Origin of the sequence: Pseudomonas sp. I2, from assembly GCF_040984075.1 — a bacterium.
Taxonomy (GTDB): Bacteria; Pseudomonadota; Gammaproteobacteria; order Pseudomonadales; family Pseudomonadaceae; genus Aquipseudomonas; species Aquipseudomonas guariconensis_B.
In genome coordinates, this window is record NZ_JBCGFQ010000040.1 from 31153 (window position 1) to 48932 (window position 17780).

23 protein-coding genes and 1 pseudogene are annotated in these 17780 nt (G+C 63.7%); 23 read left to right on the forward strand and 1 reads right to left on the reverse strand.

All coding sequences use genetic code 11. From position 1 onward, the window contains the following. The first annotated feature begins 28 nt into the window (after nucleotides 1-28). The 19 genes from WCE05_RS19350 to WCE05_RS19440 all read left to right on the forward strand — a co-directional run bounded on the left by WCE05_RS19350 (nucleotide 29) and on the right by WCE05_RS19440 (nucleotide 11536). Complete coding sequence (locus WCE05_RS19350; protein WP_368816376.1) at nucleotides 29-325, forward strand: hypothetical protein; 297 nt, start codon at nucleotides 29-31, stop codon at nucleotides 323-325. Then, nucleotides 318-680, forward strand: coding sequence for a DUF1064 domain-containing protein (locus tag WCE05_RS19355; RefSeq protein WP_368816377.1), 363 nt, complete (start codon nucleotides 318-320; stop codon nucleotides 678-680). Before WCE05_RS19350 ends, WCE05_RS19355 begins: the two co-directional genes overlap by 8 nt. Nucleotides 681-717: 37 nt before the next feature. Continuing rightward, nucleotides 718-1347, forward strand: a complete 630-nt coding sequence (locus tag WCE05_RS19360) for a hypothetical protein (RefSeq protein WP_368816378.1) — start codon at nucleotides 718-720, stop codon at nucleotides 1345-1347. A gap of 169 nt (nucleotides 1348-1516) precedes the next feature. Beyond that, nucleotides 1517-1795, forward strand: coding sequence for a hypothetical protein (locus WCE05_RS19365; RefSeq protein ID WP_368816379.1), 279 nt, complete (start codon nucleotides 1517-1519; stop codon nucleotides 1793-1795). Further along, complete coding sequence (locus tag WCE05_RS19370) at nucleotides 1792-2160, forward strand: hypothetical protein (RefSeq protein ID WP_368816380.1); 369 nt, start codon at nucleotides 1792-1794, stop codon at nucleotides 2158-2160. The genes WCE05_RS19365 and WCE05_RS19370 overlap by 4 nt, the downstream gene beginning before the upstream one ends. 319 nt (nucleotides 2161-2479) lie before the next feature. Continuing rightward, complete coding sequence (locus WCE05_RS19375; RefSeq protein ID WP_253080000.1) at nucleotides 2480-2725, forward strand: holin; 246 nt, start codon at nucleotides 2480-2482, stop codon at nucleotides 2723-2725. Further along, on the forward strand, nucleotides 2722-3246 hold the full coding sequence (locus WCE05_RS19380) for a glycoside hydrolase family protein (RefSeq protein WP_368816381.1): 525 nt from the start codon (nucleotides 2722-2724) through the stop codon (nucleotides 3244-3246). The genes WCE05_RS19375 and WCE05_RS19380 overlap by 4 nt, the downstream gene beginning before the upstream one ends. Then, nucleotides 3243-3425 (forward strand): hypothetical protein, encoded by a 183-nt coding sequence (locus tag WCE05_RS19385; RefSeq protein ID WP_368816382.1) that lies wholly within the window; start codon nucleotides 3243-3245, stop codon nucleotides 3423-3425. The genes WCE05_RS19380 and WCE05_RS19385 overlap by 4 nt, the downstream gene beginning before the upstream one ends. Then, nucleotides 3422-3874 (forward strand): lysis system i-spanin subunit Rz, encoded by a 453-nt coding sequence (locus WCE05_RS19390; RefSeq protein WP_368816383.1) that lies wholly within the window; start codon nucleotides 3422-3424, stop codon nucleotides 3872-3874. The genes WCE05_RS19385 and WCE05_RS19390 overlap by 4 nt, the downstream gene beginning before the upstream one ends. Before the next feature lie 9 nt (nucleotides 3875-3883). Beyond that, a complete protein-coding gene (locus tag WCE05_RS19395; protein WP_368816384.1) occupies nucleotides 3884-4426 on the forward strand; it encodes a terminase small subunit in 543 nt (180 codons plus the stop codon). After that, a complete protein-coding gene (locus WCE05_RS19400; protein ID WP_368816385.1) occupies nucleotides 4404-5900 on the forward strand; it encodes a terminase in 1497 nt (498 codons plus the stop codon). The genes WCE05_RS19395 and WCE05_RS19400 overlap by 23 nt, the downstream gene beginning before the upstream one ends. Before the next feature lie 40 nt (nucleotides 5901-5940). Further along, nucleotides 5941-6231: a hypothetical protein gene (locus tag WCE05_RS19405; RefSeq protein ID WP_368816386.1), complete on the forward strand. Its 291-nt coding sequence runs from the start codon at nucleotides 5941-5943 to the stop codon at nucleotides 6229-6231. A 2-nt stretch (nucleotides 6232-6233) separates the two neighbouring features. Then, nucleotides 6234-7922: a portal protein gene (locus tag WCE05_RS19410; protein WP_368816387.1), complete on the forward strand. Its 1689-nt coding sequence runs from the start codon at nucleotides 6234-6236 to the stop codon at nucleotides 7920-7922. After that, complete coding sequence (locus WCE05_RS19415) at nucleotides 7923-8228, forward strand: hypothetical protein (RefSeq protein WP_368816388.1); 306 nt, start codon at nucleotides 7923-7925, stop codon at nucleotides 8226-8228. Next, entirely contained in the window at nucleotides 8225-8929 is a 705-nt protein-coding gene (locus WCE05_RS19420) for a hypothetical protein (protein ID WP_368816389.1), read from the forward strand. The genes WCE05_RS19415 and WCE05_RS19420 overlap by 4 nt, the downstream gene beginning before the upstream one ends. A 10-nt stretch (nucleotides 8930-8939) precedes the next feature. Then, nucleotides 8940-9932, forward strand: a complete 993-nt coding sequence (locus WCE05_RS19425) for a major capsid protein (protein ID WP_368816390.1) — start codon at nucleotides 8940-8942, stop codon at nucleotides 9930-9932. A gap of 33 nt (nucleotides 9933-9965) precedes the next feature. Next, a complete protein-coding gene (locus WCE05_RS19430) occupies nucleotides 9966-10412 on the forward strand; it encodes a Bbp16 family capsid cement protein (protein ID WP_368816391.1) in 447 nt (148 codons plus the stop codon). A gap of 9 nt (nucleotides 10413-10421) precedes the next feature. Then, nucleotides 10422-10856 (forward strand): hypothetical protein, encoded by a 435-nt coding sequence (locus WCE05_RS19435; protein ID WP_368816392.1) that lies wholly within the window; start codon nucleotides 10422-10424, stop codon nucleotides 10854-10856. A gap of 53 nt (nucleotides 10857-10909) precedes the next feature. Continuing rightward, nucleotides 10910-11536 (forward strand): hypothetical protein, encoded by a 627-nt coding sequence (locus WCE05_RS19440; RefSeq protein ID WP_368816393.1) that lies wholly within the window; start codon nucleotides 10910-10912, stop codon nucleotides 11534-11536. A 301-nt stretch (nucleotides 11537-11837) separates the two neighbouring features. On the opposite strand, the gene WCE05_RS19445 is transcribed toward WCE05_RS19440, so the two are convergent. Beyond that, on the reverse strand, nucleotides 11838-11915 hold the full coding sequence (locus WCE05_RS19445; protein WP_368816398.1) for a hypothetical protein: 78 nt from the start codon (nucleotides 11913-11915) through the stop codon (nucleotides 11838-11840). A gap of 1928 nt (nucleotides 11916-13843) precedes the next feature. Between WCE05_RS19445 and WCE05_RS19450 the strand changes: the two genes are divergently transcribed. The 4 genes and pseudogenes from WCE05_RS19450 to WCE05_RS19465 form a co-directional block, all read left to right on the forward strand. Then, entirely contained in the window at nucleotides 13844-14320 is a 477-nt protein-coding gene (locus tag WCE05_RS19450) for a hypothetical protein (RefSeq protein ID WP_253079984.1), read from the forward strand. Then, nucleotides 14308-14781 (forward strand): hypothetical protein, encoded by a 474-nt coding sequence (locus WCE05_RS19455; RefSeq protein ID WP_368816394.1) that lies wholly within the window; start codon nucleotides 14308-14310, stop codon nucleotides 14779-14781. The genes WCE05_RS19450 and WCE05_RS19455 overlap by 13 nt, the downstream gene beginning before the upstream one ends. A 2-nt stretch (nucleotides 14782-14783) precedes the next feature. After that, complete coding sequence (locus tag WCE05_RS19460) at nucleotides 14784-17210, forward strand: hypothetical protein (RefSeq protein WP_368816395.1); 2427 nt, start codon at nucleotides 14784-14786, stop codon at nucleotides 17208-17210. Further along, a pseudogene (locus tag WCE05_RS19465) lies at nucleotides 17207-17780 on the forward strand (hypothetical protein); the annotation flags it as partial. The gene WCE05_RS19460 and the pseudogene WCE05_RS19465, both read left to right, overlap by 4 nt.

Consider the following 17780-nt stretch of genomic DNA (forward strand, 5'->3'; position numbering starts at 1 on the left):
TAGTTGACTGCAATTTGAGGACCGCACCATGAACTACGAACCCCAAGTCCGCTCGCCGCGCGGCGTAGACCCCCAGGTCAGGTGCCAGAGCGGCCGCTGCGACGTGTGCGGCAAGTCCCGCGCCCATTTCAAGCACGACAAGTGCTCCAAGGCACGCCAGGCCGCTGGCTTCCTGCGCTGGAAAGAGCCAGAGGGCAACCGCAAGGTCAAGTGCGTGCAGTGCCATGGCGAGTTCCGCATCGACTCGATGATGGGCAACACCTGCCGCGGCTGCCACGTGCTGGTGCTGCAGCAGGCCATTGGTGGGGAGGCGGGGAATGACTGATCGTCGCAACGGCCAGAGGCGCATGCAGGCCCTGGGCCGACTCAAGACCGGCGAAATGAACAAGACCGAGGCTGCCTACCAGCAGTACCTACAGGACCGCCAGTTCGTTGGCCAGATCGCCTGGTTCAAGTTCGAGGGCATCAAGTTGCGCCTGGCCGACAACACGTTCTACACGCCGGACTTCGCCGTGATGCTCGCCAACGGCGAAATGCAGTTGCATGAGGTCAAGGGCTTCTGGACTGACGACGCCAAGGTCAAGACCAAGGTGGCCGCCAGCATGTACCCGTTCAAGATCATCGCCGTCACGGCCAAGACCAAGAAGTCTGGCGGTGGTTGGGCGTTCCAAGAGTTCTGATCCACATGGCATACGCAGAACTACGCAAGGGGGCTGTATGAAGCTGTTCAGTGCACGACTCGCATGGCATGAGGCTTTCTACACGCCCTGGGACAGCGTCATGCACCACGGCCTGGAGGTGGCCCAGCTGGGCAAACGCGGGTACGTGGCGAACGAAACCCGGCCAGAGCGCTGGGAGAACCTGGGCAAGGTCGCCCATATGGCGTTGGCGGGTAGGGTGCAGGACGCTATCGCCAGCTTGCCGCCGCTGCATCAGCAGTTCGGGCACCACCTGTATGCGCCCGTAGTGGACGTGTCGACCTCGAACAACTGGGAGGAAAGCGCCATCGCGGTGCTGGCGAGTGCCGTCGAGCTGGAGCTGGAGCGGCGGGGACAGAAGCGGTCTTGCGACTTCGGCACCCGCGAGTGGTGGGTAGCCCGTGGCGTGCTGGTGCGCTACAAGCACATGGTCCAGGGCGGAATGGGCGCGAACCCCGACCCGATGAGCGACCCGTGGGTGTTCCGGGGCTGGCTGGCCGACACCCACGGCGTCGAGCTGGACAGTCGCAACTGGGCTCGGCAATGGGGCTGGCTGGTGCGTATGATGTTCGACCAGGCCGGGGATATCGATCGGCTGTGCTTGCTTCCTGTAGGGCGCGTACTGAGCGAAGAGCGGGAGGCGGCGTGATGGTAAATCCGAAATCCTATCGGCGGATGACTCCAGAGCAGTCAAGGCGCGCTATGAAGAACATGATAGGGCTGCATAGGTCGATTGCGATGGCCGGCGCGATAGGCATGACATTAGCTTTGGGCGGCCTAGCGCTGGCGGTCCTGAGATACATTTGGAGGATGGCGGCATGAGCGAAATGAGGGCCATCATCGAAAAGCTTGTCGGCAAGCATAACGACATCCTCCGCGACCTTGAGGGCAACCACATGAACGATCTGCAGCAGCTTGATGACTACCATGTGCCCAGCTTCGAAGAATGGTTCGAGGCCAAGTATTTCCGGACCTTCGACGAAGCGTACTGCGACGGCACCATGAGTCAAGCCGGCATACTGATCCACCACATCCGGCACAGCCGCGAGTACATGCAGGAGCAGCTGCAGGCTATCGCTGACAGGAGCAAGCCATGAATGATCGTGAACTGCTGGAACTGGCGGCGAGGGCTGGGAAAATCGAAGGTGAGTGGTGCGAGTTCCATGATGCGGCTGACGGTGGCATCGCAATAGGGATCGGCAATCCTCGAGTCTTTGCGAAAGGTGATGCTCTATGGAACCCGCTGACCAATGATGGCGATGCTCTGCGACTGGCGGTGAAGATCAGAATGGACGTCGAACAGAGCGTTCCTCAGGACCAAGACCGATGGGTCTGCGCAAGCGTTGCGGAATCTGACATCGAAGGCAGTACCGAGTGTTTCGAGGATGAGGCACAGCGGTTGACCGCAACTCGCCGTGCGATTGTCAGGGCAGCCGCATCAATAGGAAAATCGATGCCTTGACAGAAATGTGCGGGTTTCGGCATGATTTCCCCACTGTGCAGAGTTGCGCACAGACACCAGAAACCCGCCATTGAGCGGGTTTTTTGCTTTCTGCGGATGACCCGCCCAGGCAGCTGGGCTAAGTCGGTAGTGGCGTCCAGTCAAACCCGTGCGGTCACTGATGGACTACGCGATGAGAGTCTGGGGTACGTGACCCAGCGAGCCAGACCACCAAGCCGGACAAGCACCGGCCCTCCGCACCACCTCATTCAGACCCCGCCATCGAGCGGGGTTTCGCGTTTCTGGAGGCCCCATGAACGCCCCAGGCAGGAGTACCCCCATGTCGAAACCGGAAGGCATCGTAGAAGTGGTCGGCGCCTCGGTGGCGAACAAGGGCATGCTGGTCGGCGCCACGACTGGCGTGGCTGGCTGGCTCACCCAGGTCAACTGGATAGGCGTTGCTGGCGTAGCCATCGCGCTGCTGGGCTTCCTGGTCAGCACCTGGTTCCAGATCCGGCGTGATCGGCGCGAGGCCCGCGAGAGCGAGGCCCGCATCCAGGCCCTGCGGGATCAGTGCCAGAGATGAGCGCTCGCCAACGCATTGCGGTCGGCCTTCTGACCATGAGCCTGGCCGGATTCGGTGCCTGGAAGGCGCATGAGGGCTTCACCGATGTTGCCGTCATCCCCACCCAGGGCGACGTGCCTACCATCGGCCACGGCAGCACCCGCTACGAGGACGGCTCCCGCGTCCGCCTGGGCGACACCATCACCCGCCAGCGCGCTGAAGTCCTGGCCCGCAACCTGCTGACCCAGGACGAGAAGTTGTTCGCCGCCAGCCTGCCCGGTGTGAAGCTGCACCAGGAAGAGTTCGACCTGTACATGGACTTCGTGGGGCAGTACGGAATCACCAACTGGCGGTCGTCCTCGATGCGCCGCGACCTGCTGGCCGGCAACTACGTCCAGGCCTGCCACGACCTGCTCAAGTGGCGCAGGGCCGCCGGCTACGACTGCTCCACCACGATCAACGGCCAGCCGAACAAGCGCTGCTGGGGCGTATGGCAGCGCCAGCTCGATCGCCATGCCAAGTGCCTGGAGGCCCAGCAATGACCCCGATGAACGTCTCCATGCCAGTCCTGCTGGACGAGCACGGTCACCTGCACTACTGCGATGCAGGCTTGCCCAAGGGCTACGTAGAGCGCGTGCTGAAGGTCTATGCCGGCATCGCCTGTGTCTCGCTATTGGCGTTCGCCGGCTTCCTGCTGGTCACCTTGCCGGTGGCAGCATGAACCGCTACCTGATCGCCGCCCTGGTTGCCTGCGGACTGCTCATGTACGGCGGCTGGCAGAAGATGCAGCGCCAGAGCGACCAGCTCGAGCAGCAGGCCCAGGTCATCGACACCCTGGAGCGAGCCGCCGAGTCGCGACGCAACACCCAGCGCCTGCTGGTCCAGCTCGACACCGAACACACCGAGGAACGCGAACGTGCGAACCAGACCAATGCCACTCTTCGTGCTGCTGTCGCTGCTGGCCAGCACCGGCTGTCAGTCCTCGCCACCAGCTGCAGCACTGCAGGATCTGCCCCCGCCGCCGGCCTGGGTCATGCAGAAGCGCGAGCCGAACTTGACCCAGCGGCTGCTGAACGAATTGTCCGAATCGCCAACGACGGTGACGACGCCATCCGCCAACTGACAGCCCTGCAGGACTGGGTCAGCAGGGTCTGTCCCATCGCGCACTAAGGAATTCCCATGGCCCTGACAGCCAAGCAGCAGCGTTTCGTCGTCGAGTACCTGGTCGACCTGAACGCCACCCAGGCTGCCATCAGGGCCGGATACGCTCCAGCCAGGGCCAGGGAGCAGGCCTACCAGCTCATGAAGAAGCCAGAGATCAAGGCGGCCATCGAGAAGGCCATGGGCGAGCGGAGCAAGCGCCTCAAGGTCGATGCCGACTACGTCCTGCAACGCCTGGTGGAGATCGACCAGCTGGATGTGATCGACATCCTCGAGGATGATCTCTCGTTCAAGCCGCTCAAGCAGTGGCCCAAGGCCTGGCGCCAGTACCTGGCGGGATTCGATCTGGCTGAGATGTTCGAGGGCCAGGGCAAGGACCGGGACATGGTTGGCATCCTCAAGAAGATCAAGTGGCCCGACAAGGTCCGCAACCTTGAGCTGCTGGGCAAGCACGTGAACGTGAACGCCTTCAAGGAGCAGGTCGATGTGACCGTGACCGGTCTTTCGGCGCGGATGGCCAAGGCCAAGGAGCGTGTGCGTGACCGCTCCAGTCGAGGTTGACGACGAGCAACTGCTGGTCGACGACATTGTCGGCTTCGCTGATGACCCGCTGGGATACGTGCTCTATGCGTTCCCGTGGGGAGAAGAAGGCACAGAGCTGGCCAACAAGACCGGACCCCGCGATTGGCAGGTCGACGTACTCGAGTCGATCGGCGAGCAGGTTCGGGCCGGCGCCAAGGATCTGGGCGAGGTTATCCGCGAGGCGGTGGCCAGCGGCCACGGCATCGGCAAGTCGGCGCTGGTGTCCTGGATCATCCTGTGGGCTTTGAGCACCGCAGTTGATACCCGTGGCGTCGTCACGGCCAACACCGAAAGCCAGCTGCGTACCAAGACCTGGCCCGAGGTAGCCAAGTGGCACCGGCTGTCGATCAATAGTCACTGGTTCAAGCTCGTAGGCACGGCCCTGTTCAGCACAGAGCCTGGGCACGACAAGAACTGGCGCATAGACGCGGTGCCTTGGTCCGACACCAACACCGAGGCATTCGCCGGCCTGCACAACGAAGGCAAGCGCATCCTGCTGATCTTCGATGAGGCTTCTGCCATCGCCGACCTGGTGTGGGAAGTGGCAGAGGGCGCGCTGACCGACGCCGACACTGAGATCATCTGGGCAGCCTTCGGCAACCCAACCCGAAATACCGGGCGCTTCCGCGAGTGCTTCACCAAGTACAAGCACCGCTGGCGGCACCGCCAGGTCGACAGCCGCACCGTCGACGGCACCAACAAGACGCAGATCGCCAAGTGGATTGCCGACTACGGCGAGGACAGCGACTTCGTCCGTATCCGCGTACGCGGCATGTTCCCGAGGGCTTCTGACTTGCAGCTCATTCCAACCGACTGGGTGGCCGAGGCCATGCGGCGCGAAGCCGTGTTCGGCATGGACGACGCCCTGGTGTGCGGCATCGATATCGCCCGCGGCGGCATGGACAACAACGTGATCCGCTTCCGGCGCGGCATGGATGCCAAGAGCATCAAGCCGATCAAGATCCCGGGCAGCGAAACGCGGGACACCACCAAGTTCATCGCCCGGGTGTGCACCGAGGTGGCGGAGCGAAAGCCCGACGCGGTGTTCGTCGACTCGACAGGTGTTGGCGGCCCCATTGCCGACCAGCTACGCCGGCTCCTTCCTGGCGTGGTGATCATCGATGTGAACTTCGCCAGCCAGGCCCCGGACCGGCACTACGCCAACATGCGGACCTGGATCTGGTGGCGCATGCGCGAGGCCATCAAGTTGGGCTTGGCCATAGAGAAGGACACCGAGCTAGAGGCCGAGCTGGCCAGCCCCGAGTACACGCACAACGCGCACGACCAGTTGGCCCTGGAGAAAAAGGCAGACATCAAGAAGCGCCTGGGCATCAGTCCAGACGACGGAGACGCGCTGGCCCTGACCTTCACCATGCCGGTGATAAAGGCCCAGTACCAAGGCGGGCGAGGGGGCAGTAGCCACCAGTCCGACTATGACCCATTCAACAGTTGAGGTAACAGCCATGTGTGGTGGCGGCGGACTTGGCGGCATTGTGGACACCATCAAGAAGATCGACCCCTTGCGGGGCGGGGACGTAGTCCTCGACAAGTTGGGCCTGCCCAACCTGCTGGGCGACGAGAACGGCCTGATGACCAGCAACGACATGGTGTTGCAATCGGGATCGCCAACGACCGAACAGGCCACCAACGTTGCCGCTGATGTCCAGGCGGCCCGCGACGACGAGAAACGCCGCCGCGCGGCCGCTGCCGGCATGTCCAGCACCATCCTGGGTGGTTCGATGGCCGGCACCCAGACCGCTCGCAAGACCTTGCTGGGGCAATGACCATGACCGCAGAGAGCCCACGCAAGCAGGCCGAGAAGCGCCTTGCCTCGCTCAAGAACGAGCGTTCGTCGTGGGAGCCGGGTTGGCGCGAGCTGTCGGACTTCATCCAGCCCCTGCGCTCCCGCGTGCTGTGCGACGACACCAACCGTGGTGACCGCACCACGAACAAGATCATCAACAACACGGCCACCATGGCCAACCGGACCCAGGCGTCGGGCATGGTCAGCGGCATCACTTCGCCGGCGCGTCCATGGTTCAACCTGAAGCCGGTGACCAGGGCCATCATGGAGTTCGGCCCGGTCAAGTCCTGGTTCTACGAGTGCACCCAGCGGATGCGGGACGTGTTCCTGCGCTCCAACCTGTACCAGGTGTTGCCCACCTGCTACCTGGAGATGGGTTCCTTCGGTACCGGCTGTATTTGGGTTGATGAAGACCCCATGACGGTGATTCGCTGCGAGGCCTTCACCATCGGCGAGTACTACGTCGCCAACGGAGCCAGTGGCCGGGTTGACTCGATCTACGTGGAGTTCAAGTGGACGGCCAACCAGCTGGCCGAGAAGTACGGCAGGGATGTGCTCAGCCCGACAGCCAAGAGCCTGCTCGAGGGCAACAACGGCGACACGCTGATCAGCTGCGTCCAGATGGTTGAGCCGAACCGCAGCCACGACCCGAACAAGCGTGGCGCCCGCAACATGCCGTTCAAGTCCCTGGTCTGGGAGTGTGGCGCGCCGGGCGACATGGTGCTCGAACATCGCGGGTATCACGAGTTCCCGGCCATGGTTCCGCGCTGGGATCTCCTTCCGGGTGACGCCTACGGGTATGGTCCTGGTAAGGTCAGCCTGGGCGACAACAAGGCGCTGCAACTATTGGAGCGCCGGGCGGCCCGCATGGTCGACACCGGATCGAACCCGCCCTTGCAGGCCCCGGCCGAGCTGAAGGGCATGCCGAGTAGCACCATCCCCGGCGGCGTCACCTACGTACCGATGATCGGCGGCCAGAACCAGATGACGCCGATCTACGAGCCTAACCCGGCATGGCTGAACCCGGTCGAGGCCAAGATCCAGCAGCACGCCGCCCGGATCAACCAGGCGTTCTTCGCCGACCTGTTCTTGATGGTCAGCCAGCTGGACACCGTGCGCACCGCCACCGAGATCGCGGCGCGCAAGGAAGAGAAGATGCTGATGCTGGGGCCGGTGCTCGAGCGCATCAACGACGAACTGCTCGACCCGCTGATCGACCGCACCTTCAACATCATGCTGCGCCAGTCGCTGCCGATCTGGCAGGGCATCATCGAAGGCGAGCCGTTGCTGCCTGAGCCGCCCGAAGAGCTGATGCAGACCGAGATCCAGGCCGAGTACGTCTCGATCCTGGCCCAGGCCCAGAAGTCGCTGAATGTGACCGGCCTGGAGCGCTTCGCCGCCTTTGCCGGCAACCTGTCTGGCGCCTTCCCCGAGGTCCGAGACAAGCTCAATGCCGACCAGATGGTCGACGAGTACGCCGACGCCATTGGTGCGGTACCCACCGTGGTTCGCGGCGACGATGAGGTCGACGCGATCCGCCAGCAGCGCAACCAGCAAGCCCAGATGCAGCAGGCGGCCCAGGCCATCGGCAGCACCATCCAGGGCGCCAAGCTCCTATCCGAAACCGAGGTCACCCCAGACAACGCGCTGGGCCGGATGCTGGGGGCCTAAATGGACGACAACGACGAGATCCTGCTCAAGCGGGAGGAAGAGAAGCGCCTGCAGCAAATGCAGGCCGAGCAGGACTTCAAGTGGCTGATGGGCGACGCCCGAGGCCGCCGCCTGGTCTGGGCAGAGCTCTCCGCTGCCCGCGTCTTCCACCCGGTCTTCGACCAGAACAACGCCCAAATGGCCTTCAACGAGGGCAATCGCCAGCACGGCCTGCGCCTGCTGGAGCGAGTCCACACCCTGTGCCCGCACCTGTACCCGGTGATGGTTCAGGAGAACACCGCCAAACCAGACGAGGCAAACGCATGAACCTCTTCATCCACGGCCGTCTCGGCCACTTCCTCATGAACGAAGCCGGTGCCGATGGTGCCGATGCTGGCGGCGGTGCTACGCCTGCCGATGGTGCTGACGGTCAGCAGGCCGCAGCCCCAGCAGCTGACACCATCCTTGGCGCTCCGCCAGCAGGCGAACAGGGCGCTGATCCCACCAAGGCGGAAGGCGAGCAGAACAAGACCGACGATCAGGCCGCCAAGCCCGTGGTGCCGGAGAAGTACGCCTTCGAGAACCTGCCCGAGGGCTACGAGCTCGACGAAGCCGCCACTGCCGAATGGTCCGGTGTGTTCAAGGAGCTGGGTTTCACCCAGGAACAGGTTGACAAGCTCGTCGCCATGGACGCCAAGCGCCGGCAGGGCATGGTCCAGGCCTACCAGCAGCAGATGCAGCAGCACCGCCAACAGCAACTGGGCGAGTGGGCGAGCGAGCTGCAGGCCGACCCCGAGTTCGGTGGCGCCAAGTTCGAAGCCAACGTTGCCATCGCCCAGAGAGCCCTGGGCGAGTTCGGTACCCCTGAGCTCAGCAAAGCCCTGGCCGAGACCGGCATGGGCTCCCACCCCGAAGTTGTTCGGCTCTTTCACCGGATCGGCCAGCAGTTGGTCGAGGGCCAGCTGCACCGCGGCTCCGGCAACCCATCACGCAAATCCAACGAAGAAGTCTTCTACGGAAAACCCTGAGGAGTAAACCATGGCCGTTATCGCCAACACCGCGCTGACGCTGGCCGACTGGGCCAAGCGCCAAGACCCGGATCAAAAACAGGCCCGCATCGTCGAGATGTTGAGCCAGACCAACGAGATCCTCACCGACATGTTGTGGCTGGAGGGCAACCTGCCTACCGGTCACCGGACCACCATTCGCACCGGCCTGCCATCTGGCACCTGGCGCGCCTTGAACAGCGGCATTCCGCGCAGCAAGTCCACCACCGCCCAGGTCGATGAGACCTGTGCTCTGCTGGAAAACCTGGGAGTCGTTGACGAGAAGCTTGCCGAGCTCAACGGCAACACTGCAGCGTTCCGCCTTTCCGAGAACTCGGCGTTCATCGAGGGCATGAACCAGGACATGGCCACTGGCCTGTTCTACTCCAACAGCGCACTCGAGCCGGCAAAATTCCTCGGCCTGGCGCCGCGCTACAGCGACAGCACTGCGAAGAACGGCCAGAACATCATCAAGATGGGGGGATCGGGTTCCGACAATACCTCCATCTGGCTGGTGGTGTGGGGCGACCAGACCGTGCACGGCATTTATCCGAAGGGTTCGAAGGCTGGCCTCGATCACAACGACATGGGCATCGAACTGGTAGACGACGGCACCGGCAAGTACTTCCGCGCCTACCGCGACCACTACAAGTGGGAGAGTGGTATCGCCCTGCGCGATTGGCGCTATGCCGTGCGGCTCTGCAACATCGATATCAGCGACCTGCTGGCCGACACCAATGGCAGCAGTGTCAAGCTGATCGAGGCGATGATTCGTGGGGTGCACCGCATCCCGAACCTGCGCATGGGCCGCGCCGCGTTCTACATGAACCGCACTATTCGCGAGTGCCTGGACATCCAGGCGATGAACAAGGCCAACGTCCAGCTCTCGATCAAGGAGTACGACGGCGAGTTCATCACCAGCCTGCGCGGCGTGCCGTTCCGTACCGTAGACGCCCTGCTCAACACCGAGGCGCCGGTCATCTGACCGGTTACGCCCGCCACTTCCTGGAGAATCCCCATGATCACCGACAAGCTGAACATGTTCAGCGGCTTGGCTGGCCAGGCCGTGACCGCTTCGGCGGCCTCGACCGACGTTATCGACCTCGGTCCGCTGACCCATGGCAACACTCGCCGCGACATCGGCGCCGGCGAACCGATCTACCTCGTCGTTGCCGTGCTGGATGCAGCAACTGCTGAAGGCGCTGCCACTGTCAATTTCCAGCTGCAGACCAGCGACGACAACTCTACCTGGGTCACCCTGTACGACTCGGGCGCCACCGCATTGGCCGACATGGCTGCCGGTAAGCGACCGGTCGCTGTGGCAGTCCCACGCGGCGTCCGCCGCTATCTCCGCGTCAACTATTCGGTTGGCACCGGCCCACTTACCGCTGGCACCTTCTGGGCTGGCCTGGTCAAGGATGTCCAGGACAACACCATGTACGCCGGCGGCTTCGATATCGAGTAAGGAGAGGCCATGAAAGTCATCGCAATCGAGCGCGGTTACTACGGCGGCAGGATCCGCGAGCCGCAAGACGCGGGCGGCGAGCCGTTCGACATCATCAGCGAGAAGCACCTGGGCAAGTGGATGGAGCCGCAGGGCTGGAAGCCTGCTGGATCGAGCAAGCCAGAGGCATCTGCCTCCGGCGGCCAGGGCGGCACGACCCCGGCCTACACCGCCAAGCACAACGGTGGTGGTCGCCACATCGTCATCGACGCCAGCGGCAAGAAGGTCGGCGATTTCGTCGGCGCCAACAGGGAAGAGGCGCAGGCTGAAGCTGACCGCCTGATTGCCGGCGGGGCTCCGTACGTGAAGCCTGCCGATTCCGGCGCCGGCGGCCAGGGCGGCACGCTGGCGGGCGAAGGCGCTGCCGGCGATGAGAAAGACGACCCAGGCCTGCCGGACGCCTGACAAGCACCAACCCTCAAGGGCCCTTCGGGGCCCTTTTTATTGGAGCCGCATTCATGTCGTCCGTCGTGGAAATCTGCAACATGGCGCTGTCCCACATCGGGCATAGCCACCGCATTGACGACCTTGCCGAAGCCAGCCTGGAGGCTGAGCAGTGCAGCTTGTTCTACGAGCATGCCCGGGATTTCGTGCTGCGCGCTGATTGTGACTGGGGCTTCGCCACGGCCTTTGCGCAACTGGCCGAGGTCGCCACGAACCCAAACCCCGAATTCTCCTACGCCTATGCGGTCCCGAACGACTGCATGCGCGTCCGCCGCATCTTGCCGCCAGCATTCCCGCAGGGCTTTCTGCCGCATGACCGGTGCATGCCGACGATGCCCGAAATCAAGTTCCGCATCATCAATGGCAGCAGCCAGCGGCTGATCAGCACCACAATCTCGCCCGCGACGCTGGAGTACACGATCAAGATCGAGTCCTCGGAGATGTTCGACCCGATCTTCGTCTCGGCACTGTCCTGGTACCTGGCGTCGCTGGTCGCCGCTCCGCTGGCCAAGGACACATCCGTGGCCCTGAGCTGCTACCAGCAGTACCAGGGTGACGTGCTCCGGGCCGCCGCCGCTGCGCTCAACGAAGGCACTGCGGAGCAGTGGCCGGAATCGTCCTTCATCACGGGGCGCTACTGATGACGGATATCCTCCAGCCCTCATTCAGCGCCGGTGAGCTGGCGCCGGCCACTCAAGCGCGGGCGGACCTGACGCGCTACTTCACCGGGCTCAAGACCTGCCGCAACTTCATGGTGATGCCGGAGGGCGGGGCCCGTAATCGTTCCGGCTACCGCTTCCTGGCCGAGACCAAGATCAGCAGCCGCAAGTCAAGGCTGATCCCGTTCCAGTTCAGCACCGAGCAGACCTACGCCATTGAATTTGGCCACCTCTACGTTCGGTTCTACACCAATGGCGGCCAGTTGCTGGATGGCGCCTCGGTCTATGAGGTGGCCACGCCATACCAGGAGCAGCACCTGTTCGAACTGTGCTTCACCCAGTCCGCCGACGTGCTGACCATTGCACACCCAAGCTACGAGCCGCGCGAGCTGAAGCGCTTGGGCGCCACCAACTGGACGCTGACAACCATCAGCTTCATGCCCAGCATCGCCGCTCCCACGGGCCTGACTGCGACACCGCTCACAGGCGGCAGCGGCGATACCACCACGTTTCGCTACGTCGTCACGGCAGTGGCTGCTGGGGAAACGGCAGAGGAATCCGTGCCTTCGGCGCCGGCAACCGTGGCTGCCTGGGACAACAAGTCTGGTGCCAATCTCAGTTGGAGCGGCGTCAGTGGCGTCGACCACTACAACGTGTACAAGGAGAACAACGGCTCCGGCGTCTTCGGCTTCATCGGCATGGCCACCAACACCGCGTTCACTGACCTCAACATCACCGCCGAGAAGAACGACACCCCGCCAAGCTACCAGAACCCCTTCGCCGACGGAAACAACCCCGGGGTGGTGGGCTACTACCAGCAGCGCCTGGTGTTCGCCGCCAGCGAATCGAAGCCCCAGACCATCTGGATGAGCCGGGTAGGGGCCTTCAACAACTTCGGCTACTCCCAGCCGCGCAAGGATGACGACGCGATCGAGCTGACCATCGCCTCCAACCAGGTCAATCGGATTCGCTCCCTTGTGCCGCTCAAGGAGCTGCTGGTGTTGACGTCGGGCGCCGAAGTAACCATCTCCGGGGATGCGACCGGGATCAAGCCCACCAACGTGCGTGCCATCTTCCAGAGCTACATCGGTTCAAGCCCGGTCCCGCCAGCGGTCTACGGCAACACGGCACTGTACGTCCAGGCCCGAGGCCAGAAACTGGCTGATCTGGCCTATTCGTACACCAGCGATGGCTTCCAGGGCCAGGACCTCACCGTGCTGTCGTCCCACCTTGTGCGTGGCTACGAAATCACGGCCATGGCCCTGGCCCAGGTGCCCAACAGCGTGTTGTGGTGCGTGCGCAACGATGGCGTGAAGCTGGGCTTTACCTACCTGCCGGCCCAGGAGGTGTTCAGCTGGCACCGCCACGACACCGACGGCGCGTTCGAATCGATCGTCTCGATACCGGAAGGCGATGAGGATGCTGTCTATGCCATCGTGCGCCGGACCATCAATGGCGCGACTAAGCGCTACGTGGAGCGCCTGGCGTCCCGCGAACTGCGCCGCTTCGGTTCCGGCGAGTATTGGTTTGACCGAGCGTTCTTCGTCGACTCTGGGCTGACCTACGATGGCCGCCGGTCTGGCACTGCCGTGCTCACCGGCGGAACCGACTGGAAGTACCCGAACCCGCTGACGCTCACCGTCGGTACATCGACGTTCAACGCGGGCATGGTGGGGCGCAGCGTGATCCTGTACGGCGGCGGCACGCCCAGTCGCATTGGGGATCTGCTGACCGTGAAGATCCTTGCTTACACGTCGCCCACGGTGGTCACCGTTGAGCCACAGACGGTGGTGCCGGCGTCGTTGCGTGGAATCTCTGCCACCCGCTGGGGGTTGGCGGCCACGATGATCTCCGGCCTTGACCACCTGGAGGGCAAGACGGTCAGCATCCTGGCCGACGGCAACGTTGCGCCGCAGCAGGTGGTGAGCAGTGGCGCGATCCAGCTCGACGGACCATCCCTTGTGGTGCACGCCGGCCTGCCCATCGTGGCCGACTTCGAGACCCTGGACGTTGCGCTGCCGAACAATCCGGCGTTCCTGGGCAACCGCAAGCGGACCAACGAACTGACTGTCTTCTGTGAAGAGAGTCGCGGCTTCTGGGCCGGTTCAGACGCCGACCACCTGCGCCTGTACGAGTACAAGCAGCGATCAACCGAGAACTATGGCGAACCGATCGAGCTGCTCACTGGTAGGGCGCCGATGAAGATTCCTAGCCCGTGGGGCGACTCTGGGCGCGTCTTCATTCGCCAACTTGACCCTCTGCCGCTGTCCATCCTGGGAGTGATGACCAATGTCCAGGCTGGCGGCTGAACTCGTCCCCGTGCTGGAGGAGCACATTCAGGCCCTGCTGACCGACATGCGCGAGGCAGACCTGGTGGAGCTTCGAGCCATTCGCGGCTGGGCGCCAGAGCGCGAGGTGCGCCATGCCGTGTCCACCGCTTCGCATTGCGCGGCCTGTGTCGTCGGCGGGAAGGTTGTGGCGATCTTCGGTGACAGCCCGCATGACGCCGTGTATGGCCTGCCCTGGATGGCCAGCACGACCTGGATCAACCAGTACCGCCGTCAGTTCCTTGCCGAGTGCCGCCCGGTCATCGAGGGCATGCGCAGCCGGCACCAGGTGCTGCTGAACCTGGTGGATGTCCGCAACACCCTGGCCATCCGCTGGCTCAAGTGGCTGGGCTTCCAATTCCTGCCGGCGGTGCCCTACGGCATCAACGGCGAACTCTTCTACCCATTCCAGATGGAGGGCACTGCATGTGCGCAGTAGCTGCTATCCCGTTCATTGCCATGGGCGCCTCCGCGTTGATCGGCGCCCAGCAGGCGCAGCAGCAGGGCGCTGCTACCGCCGAGGCCAACCTGCAGAACGCCGCCTTTGCCGACGCGGCCGCCAGCGACGCCATCAAGCGCGGCGAGTTCGAGGCTGATCAGTCGCGAATCGACACCAGGGCCATGATCGGTGCCCAGCGTGCTGGTTTCGCTGCTAACGGTATCGACGTCAACAGCGGGTCGGCTGCTGATGTCCAGGACGATACGGCCGCCCTGGGCGAACAGGACGCCCTGACCATCAAGAACAATGCTGTGCGTGAGGCATGGGGTTATCGAACCCAGGCCCAGCAGAACCGGATGGCCGCGAGCAATGCTCGAAGGTCGGGCCAGGCCGGCATGTTCGGCTCCCTGCTCACCGCCGGCGCCCAAGGCGCCAGGGCATATGGCGCACTGAGGGGCTGACGATGGCTACCGTACCAACCTGGCAACGTCGGGTCGCCCAGCAGGGATTGCCGCAGGTCCGCGCCACGCCGCAGTTCGTCGACAACAGCGCGCTGCAGCAGGGCCTGCAGGATATTGGCAATGTCGCCGTCGACATTGCCGTGAAGCAGCGCGAGGAGGCAGACACCACCGCCGTGGTTGGCGCCGACACCAGCCTGTCGAAGTGGACCAATGACACGCTGTTCAACCAGCAGACGGGCGTCTACTCGCGCAAGGGCAAGAACGCCCTGGACGTCACCAACACGACGCTGGACGCTTATGACCAACAGGTGCAGGCAACGCTCGAGTCATTGACCAATGACACCCAGCGCAAGCGCTTCCAGGTCATCGCGGCCCAGCGCCGCGAGTCGCTCAACTCGAAGCTGAACCAGTACGAGTACGGCCAGATCCAGCAGTACCAGAACGACACGGATGAGGCGGCGCTCAGCACCGCAGTCGACACCGCGACGCTTAACTTTGCCGACCCGAACGAGATCAGCCGCCAGCGCCAAAAGGCCATGGCCATCGTCCAGTCGCAGGCCGAGCGCAATGGCTGGTCTCCGGAGCAACTCCAGCAGGCGCAGACCCAGATCAGCAGCCGCATCCTTTCCGGCGCCATCACCCGCATGGCCGAGACGAACCCGGGCCAGGCCAAGCAGTATTACGAGGCATCCAAGGATGGGTTGGATGCCAGGGCGCAGATCGGCTTGAGTAGCACCATCGAACAGGCCTTCCGGCGCCTGGAGGCCGAAGCCAGACAGCGCCAGATTGCAGCACGCCAGCTCCAGGCCATCGCCCGGGTTGAGCTCCAGTCCCGCGTGCAGGATGCTCAGGCCGCCTACCTGCAGGGGTATGAGTTCGACAACCCGCCGAACAAAGCCGAGTTCGAGGCTGCTATGGGTGCTGAAAAGGGCGCTCAGGCCTATGAGTCGTTTGCCAAGTACCAGGCCATGGCCCCAGCAATCCGTGAGTTCGCGACAGCTACCCCTGCCGAGCGCCAGGAGATTCTGGCCAGTTTCAATCCAGCCTCGGCACAGCAGCCGTCGCCCTTCTACGGCAAGCCCGCGCAGGGGATGCTGGAGCAGGGCAACATCGACCTGAACAGTCGCCCGCGCGTCAAGAATGAAGATGGCTCGATCAGCACCGTCCGCTCGATGTCGGCGAACTTCGATGGTCAGGAGGTACTGATCCCCACCGTCAGCGATGACGGTCGGATCATGAGCGATCAGGAAGCGATCGACATCTACCTCAAGACCGGGCGCAACCTGGGCAAGTTCGACACGCCAGAGCACGCCACGGCCTACGCAGAAGCGCTGCACAGCGACCAGGCAAAGCAGTATGTCGACGGTGCGACAACGGTCGGGGCCGGCTTCAAGGAGGATGCGCAGCTTTATCGACACCTCGTCACAGTTGGCTCCGCGCTGATGAAACAGCAGCAGGAAGATCCTGCCGGCTACGTGGCCAAGTACAGTGCACCGGTGCGCGAGGCATTCGCCGCGGCCCAGCAAGCCGGAACGCCAGAAGCCTTCCAGGCCTATGCCGATGCTACGCTGGCCGAACAGCAGCGCCTGGGCGTGCAGTCGCCAAAGCTACTTCCTGATGCAGCGGCAGACCAGATCGCTGCCGGCTTCAACGCGCAAGTTGCTGGCGGGGAGAATGCCGCCACGTTGATCGAACAGCAGCAGGCTCAGTGGGGCAAGAACTTCCCGCTGATCGCTCAGCAGCTCGGCAAGAAACTGCCACCCGAGGCCCAGGTTATCGCCACGTCCTTGCCCAAGGACCTTGCCGAGCGCATGGCTTCGGTTGCCAACTTGAGCGAGGCGGACCTTAAAAAGGGCCTGGACAAGGGTGTCGCATCTAGCGTGACAGAGGCAGTGCAAAGCGCCATGGGGCCTTTCGCGCAGTCGCTGCAAGGCCAGGCCGGCGGCATCAACACCTTCAACACCATGTTCGAGGCTGCCAACAAGGCAGCACTCTCCTATGTCCGCCAGGGCATGGATCCGCAGAAGGCCGCGCAGCGCGTGGTCGACGGGATGGTCAACGACAAGTACGACTTCTTCGATACATACCGCGTGCCGAAGGAGCTGAACACGGCCGCCATCAAGCGCGGCGCTGACTCAGCCCTGGAGAGTATTGGTGCCGCCGACCTGATGGCATTGCCTGGGCTGATCGGCGTAACCGATGAGACCAACTTGGAGCAGTTGCGCGAGGCGGTGGTATCTGGCGGTCAGTGGGTTCCGACCAATGATGAGTCCGGTTTGTCGCTGACGCTCAATGGCTACCGGGTCCTGGGCAGGGATGGCCGCCCGATCACCCGCACCTGGGATGAGCTGACCGCCGATGGTCTTGCGCGGCGGGAAAGCAACGCTTCACGCATTGGTCGCGTGCGCGGCCTGGGGATCAACAATTGACCATCTACGCAGGCGACGCACCGGCGCTTGACCGGCGCACGCTGCTCGATATCCCAGCCGACAGCGGGGATGTGTTCGGTGCAGCGTTCGACGAGGCCTTCTCGACCAACCCTAGTACCTCGGCCTTCCGCCTGGAAGAGCTTGCCCAGCAGCAAGAAGGGCGCGCCGTGGTCATGGGGCCCGAGTCTTATCTGGCACCCAATGCTGGCCGCCTGGAGCCTGAGACGCCACTGATCAGTGCCGAGCAGGCGCGCAACCAGGTGGCTGATGCTGGCCTCGACATCAAGATCCCCGACCAGGGTATCCGACAGGGAGCGCTCGATGTCCTGATCGAGCGTCACCGCGAACAGCTGGCGCGCCAGCAGATCATGATCCGGGCAAACGGCGGCTCGCTCCCCACGAAGATCGCCGGCAGTCTGGCAGCTTCGCTGCTGGACCCGCTCAACATCGCATCGGCCTTCGTGCCGGTGATTGGCGAGGCGCGGTACGCCCGGCTGCTGGCCGGTGCTGCCACGCCGCTTGGGCGCGCGTCGGTGCGCGGGGGCGTGGGCGCCTTGGAGGGGGCAGTGG

Bases quoted from the DNA above. Each gene is read 5' to 3' on its own strand.
- WCE05_RS19370 (WP_368816380.1), top strand. From the start codon at position 1,792: ATGAATGATCGTGAACTGCTGGAACTGGCGGCGAGGGCTGGGAAAATC.
- WCE05_RS19350 (WP_368816376.1), top strand. From the start codon at position 29: ATGAACTACGAACCCCAAGTCCGCTCGCCGCGCGGCGTAGACCCCCAG.
- WCE05_RS19460 (WP_368816395.1), top strand. From the start codon at position 14,784: ATGGCTACCGTACCAACCTGGCAACGTCGGGTCGCCCAGCAGGGATTG.
- WCE05_RS19410 (WP_368816387.1), top strand. From the start codon at position 6,234: ATGACCGCAGAGAGCCCACGCAAGCAGGCCGAGAAGCGCCTTGCCTCG.
- WCE05_RS19365 (WP_368816379.1), top strand. From the start codon at position 1,517: ATGAGCGAAATGAGGGCCATCATCGAAAAGCTTGTCGGCAAGCATAAC.
- WCE05_RS19420 (WP_368816389.1), top strand. From the start codon at position 8,225: ATGAACCTCTTCATCCACGGCCGTCTCGGCCACTTCCTCATGAACGAA.
- WCE05_RS19360 (WP_368816378.1), top strand. From the start codon at position 718: ATGAAGCTGTTCAGTGCACGACTCGCATGGCATGAGGCTTTCTACACG.
- WCE05_RS19445 (WP_368816398.1), bottom strand. From the start codon at position 11,915: ATGGTCAGCACGTCGGCGGACTGGGTGAAGCACAGTTCGAACAGGTGC.
- WCE05_RS19355 (WP_368816377.1), top strand. From the start codon at position 318: ATGACTGATCGTCGCAACGGCCAGAGGCGCATGCAGGCCCTGGGCCGA.
- WCE05_RS19390 (WP_368816383.1), top strand. From the start codon at position 3,422: ATGAACCGCTACCTGATCGCCGCCCTGGTTGCCTGCGGACTGCTCATG.
- WCE05_RS19440 (WP_368816393.1), top strand. From the start codon at position 10,910: ATGTCGTCCGTCGTGGAAATCTGCAACATGGCGCTGTCCCACATCGGG.
- WCE05_RS19385 (WP_368816382.1), top strand. From the start codon at position 3,243: ATGACCCCGATGAACGTCTCCATGCCAGTCCTGCTGGACGAGCACGGT.
- WCE05_RS19435 (WP_368816392.1), top strand. From the start codon at position 10,422: ATGAAAGTCATCGCAATCGAGCGCGGTTACTACGGCGGCAGGATCCGC.
- WCE05_RS19415 (WP_368816388.1), top strand. From the start codon at position 7,923: ATGGACGACAACGACGAGATCCTGCTCAAGCGGGAGGAAGAGAAGCGC.
- WCE05_RS19395 (WP_368816384.1), top strand. From the start codon at position 3,884: ATGGCCCTGACAGCCAAGCAGCAGCGTTTCGTCGTCGAGTACCTGGTC.
- WCE05_RS19375 (WP_253080000.1), top strand. From the start codon at position 2,480: ATGTCGAAACCGGAAGGCATCGTAGAAGTGGTCGGCGCCTCGGTGGCG.
- WCE05_RS19430 (WP_368816391.1), top strand. From the start codon at position 9,966: ATGATCACCGACAAGCTGAACATGTTCAGCGGCTTGGCTGGCCAGGCC.
- WCE05_RS19380 (WP_368816381.1), top strand. From the start codon at position 2,722: ATGAGCGCTCGCCAACGCATTGCGGTCGGCCTTCTGACCATGAGCCTG.
- WCE05_RS19455 (WP_368816394.1), top strand. From the start codon at position 14,308: ATGTGCGCAGTAGCTGCTATCCCGTTCATTGCCATGGGCGCCTCCGCG.
- WCE05_RS19450 (WP_253079984.1), top strand. From the start codon at position 13,844: ATGTCCAGGCTGGCGGCTGAACTCGTCCCCGTGCTGGAGGAGCACATT.
- WCE05_RS19425 (WP_368816390.1), top strand. From the start codon at position 8,940: ATGGCCGTTATCGCCAACACCGCGCTGACGCTGGCCGACTGGGCCAAG.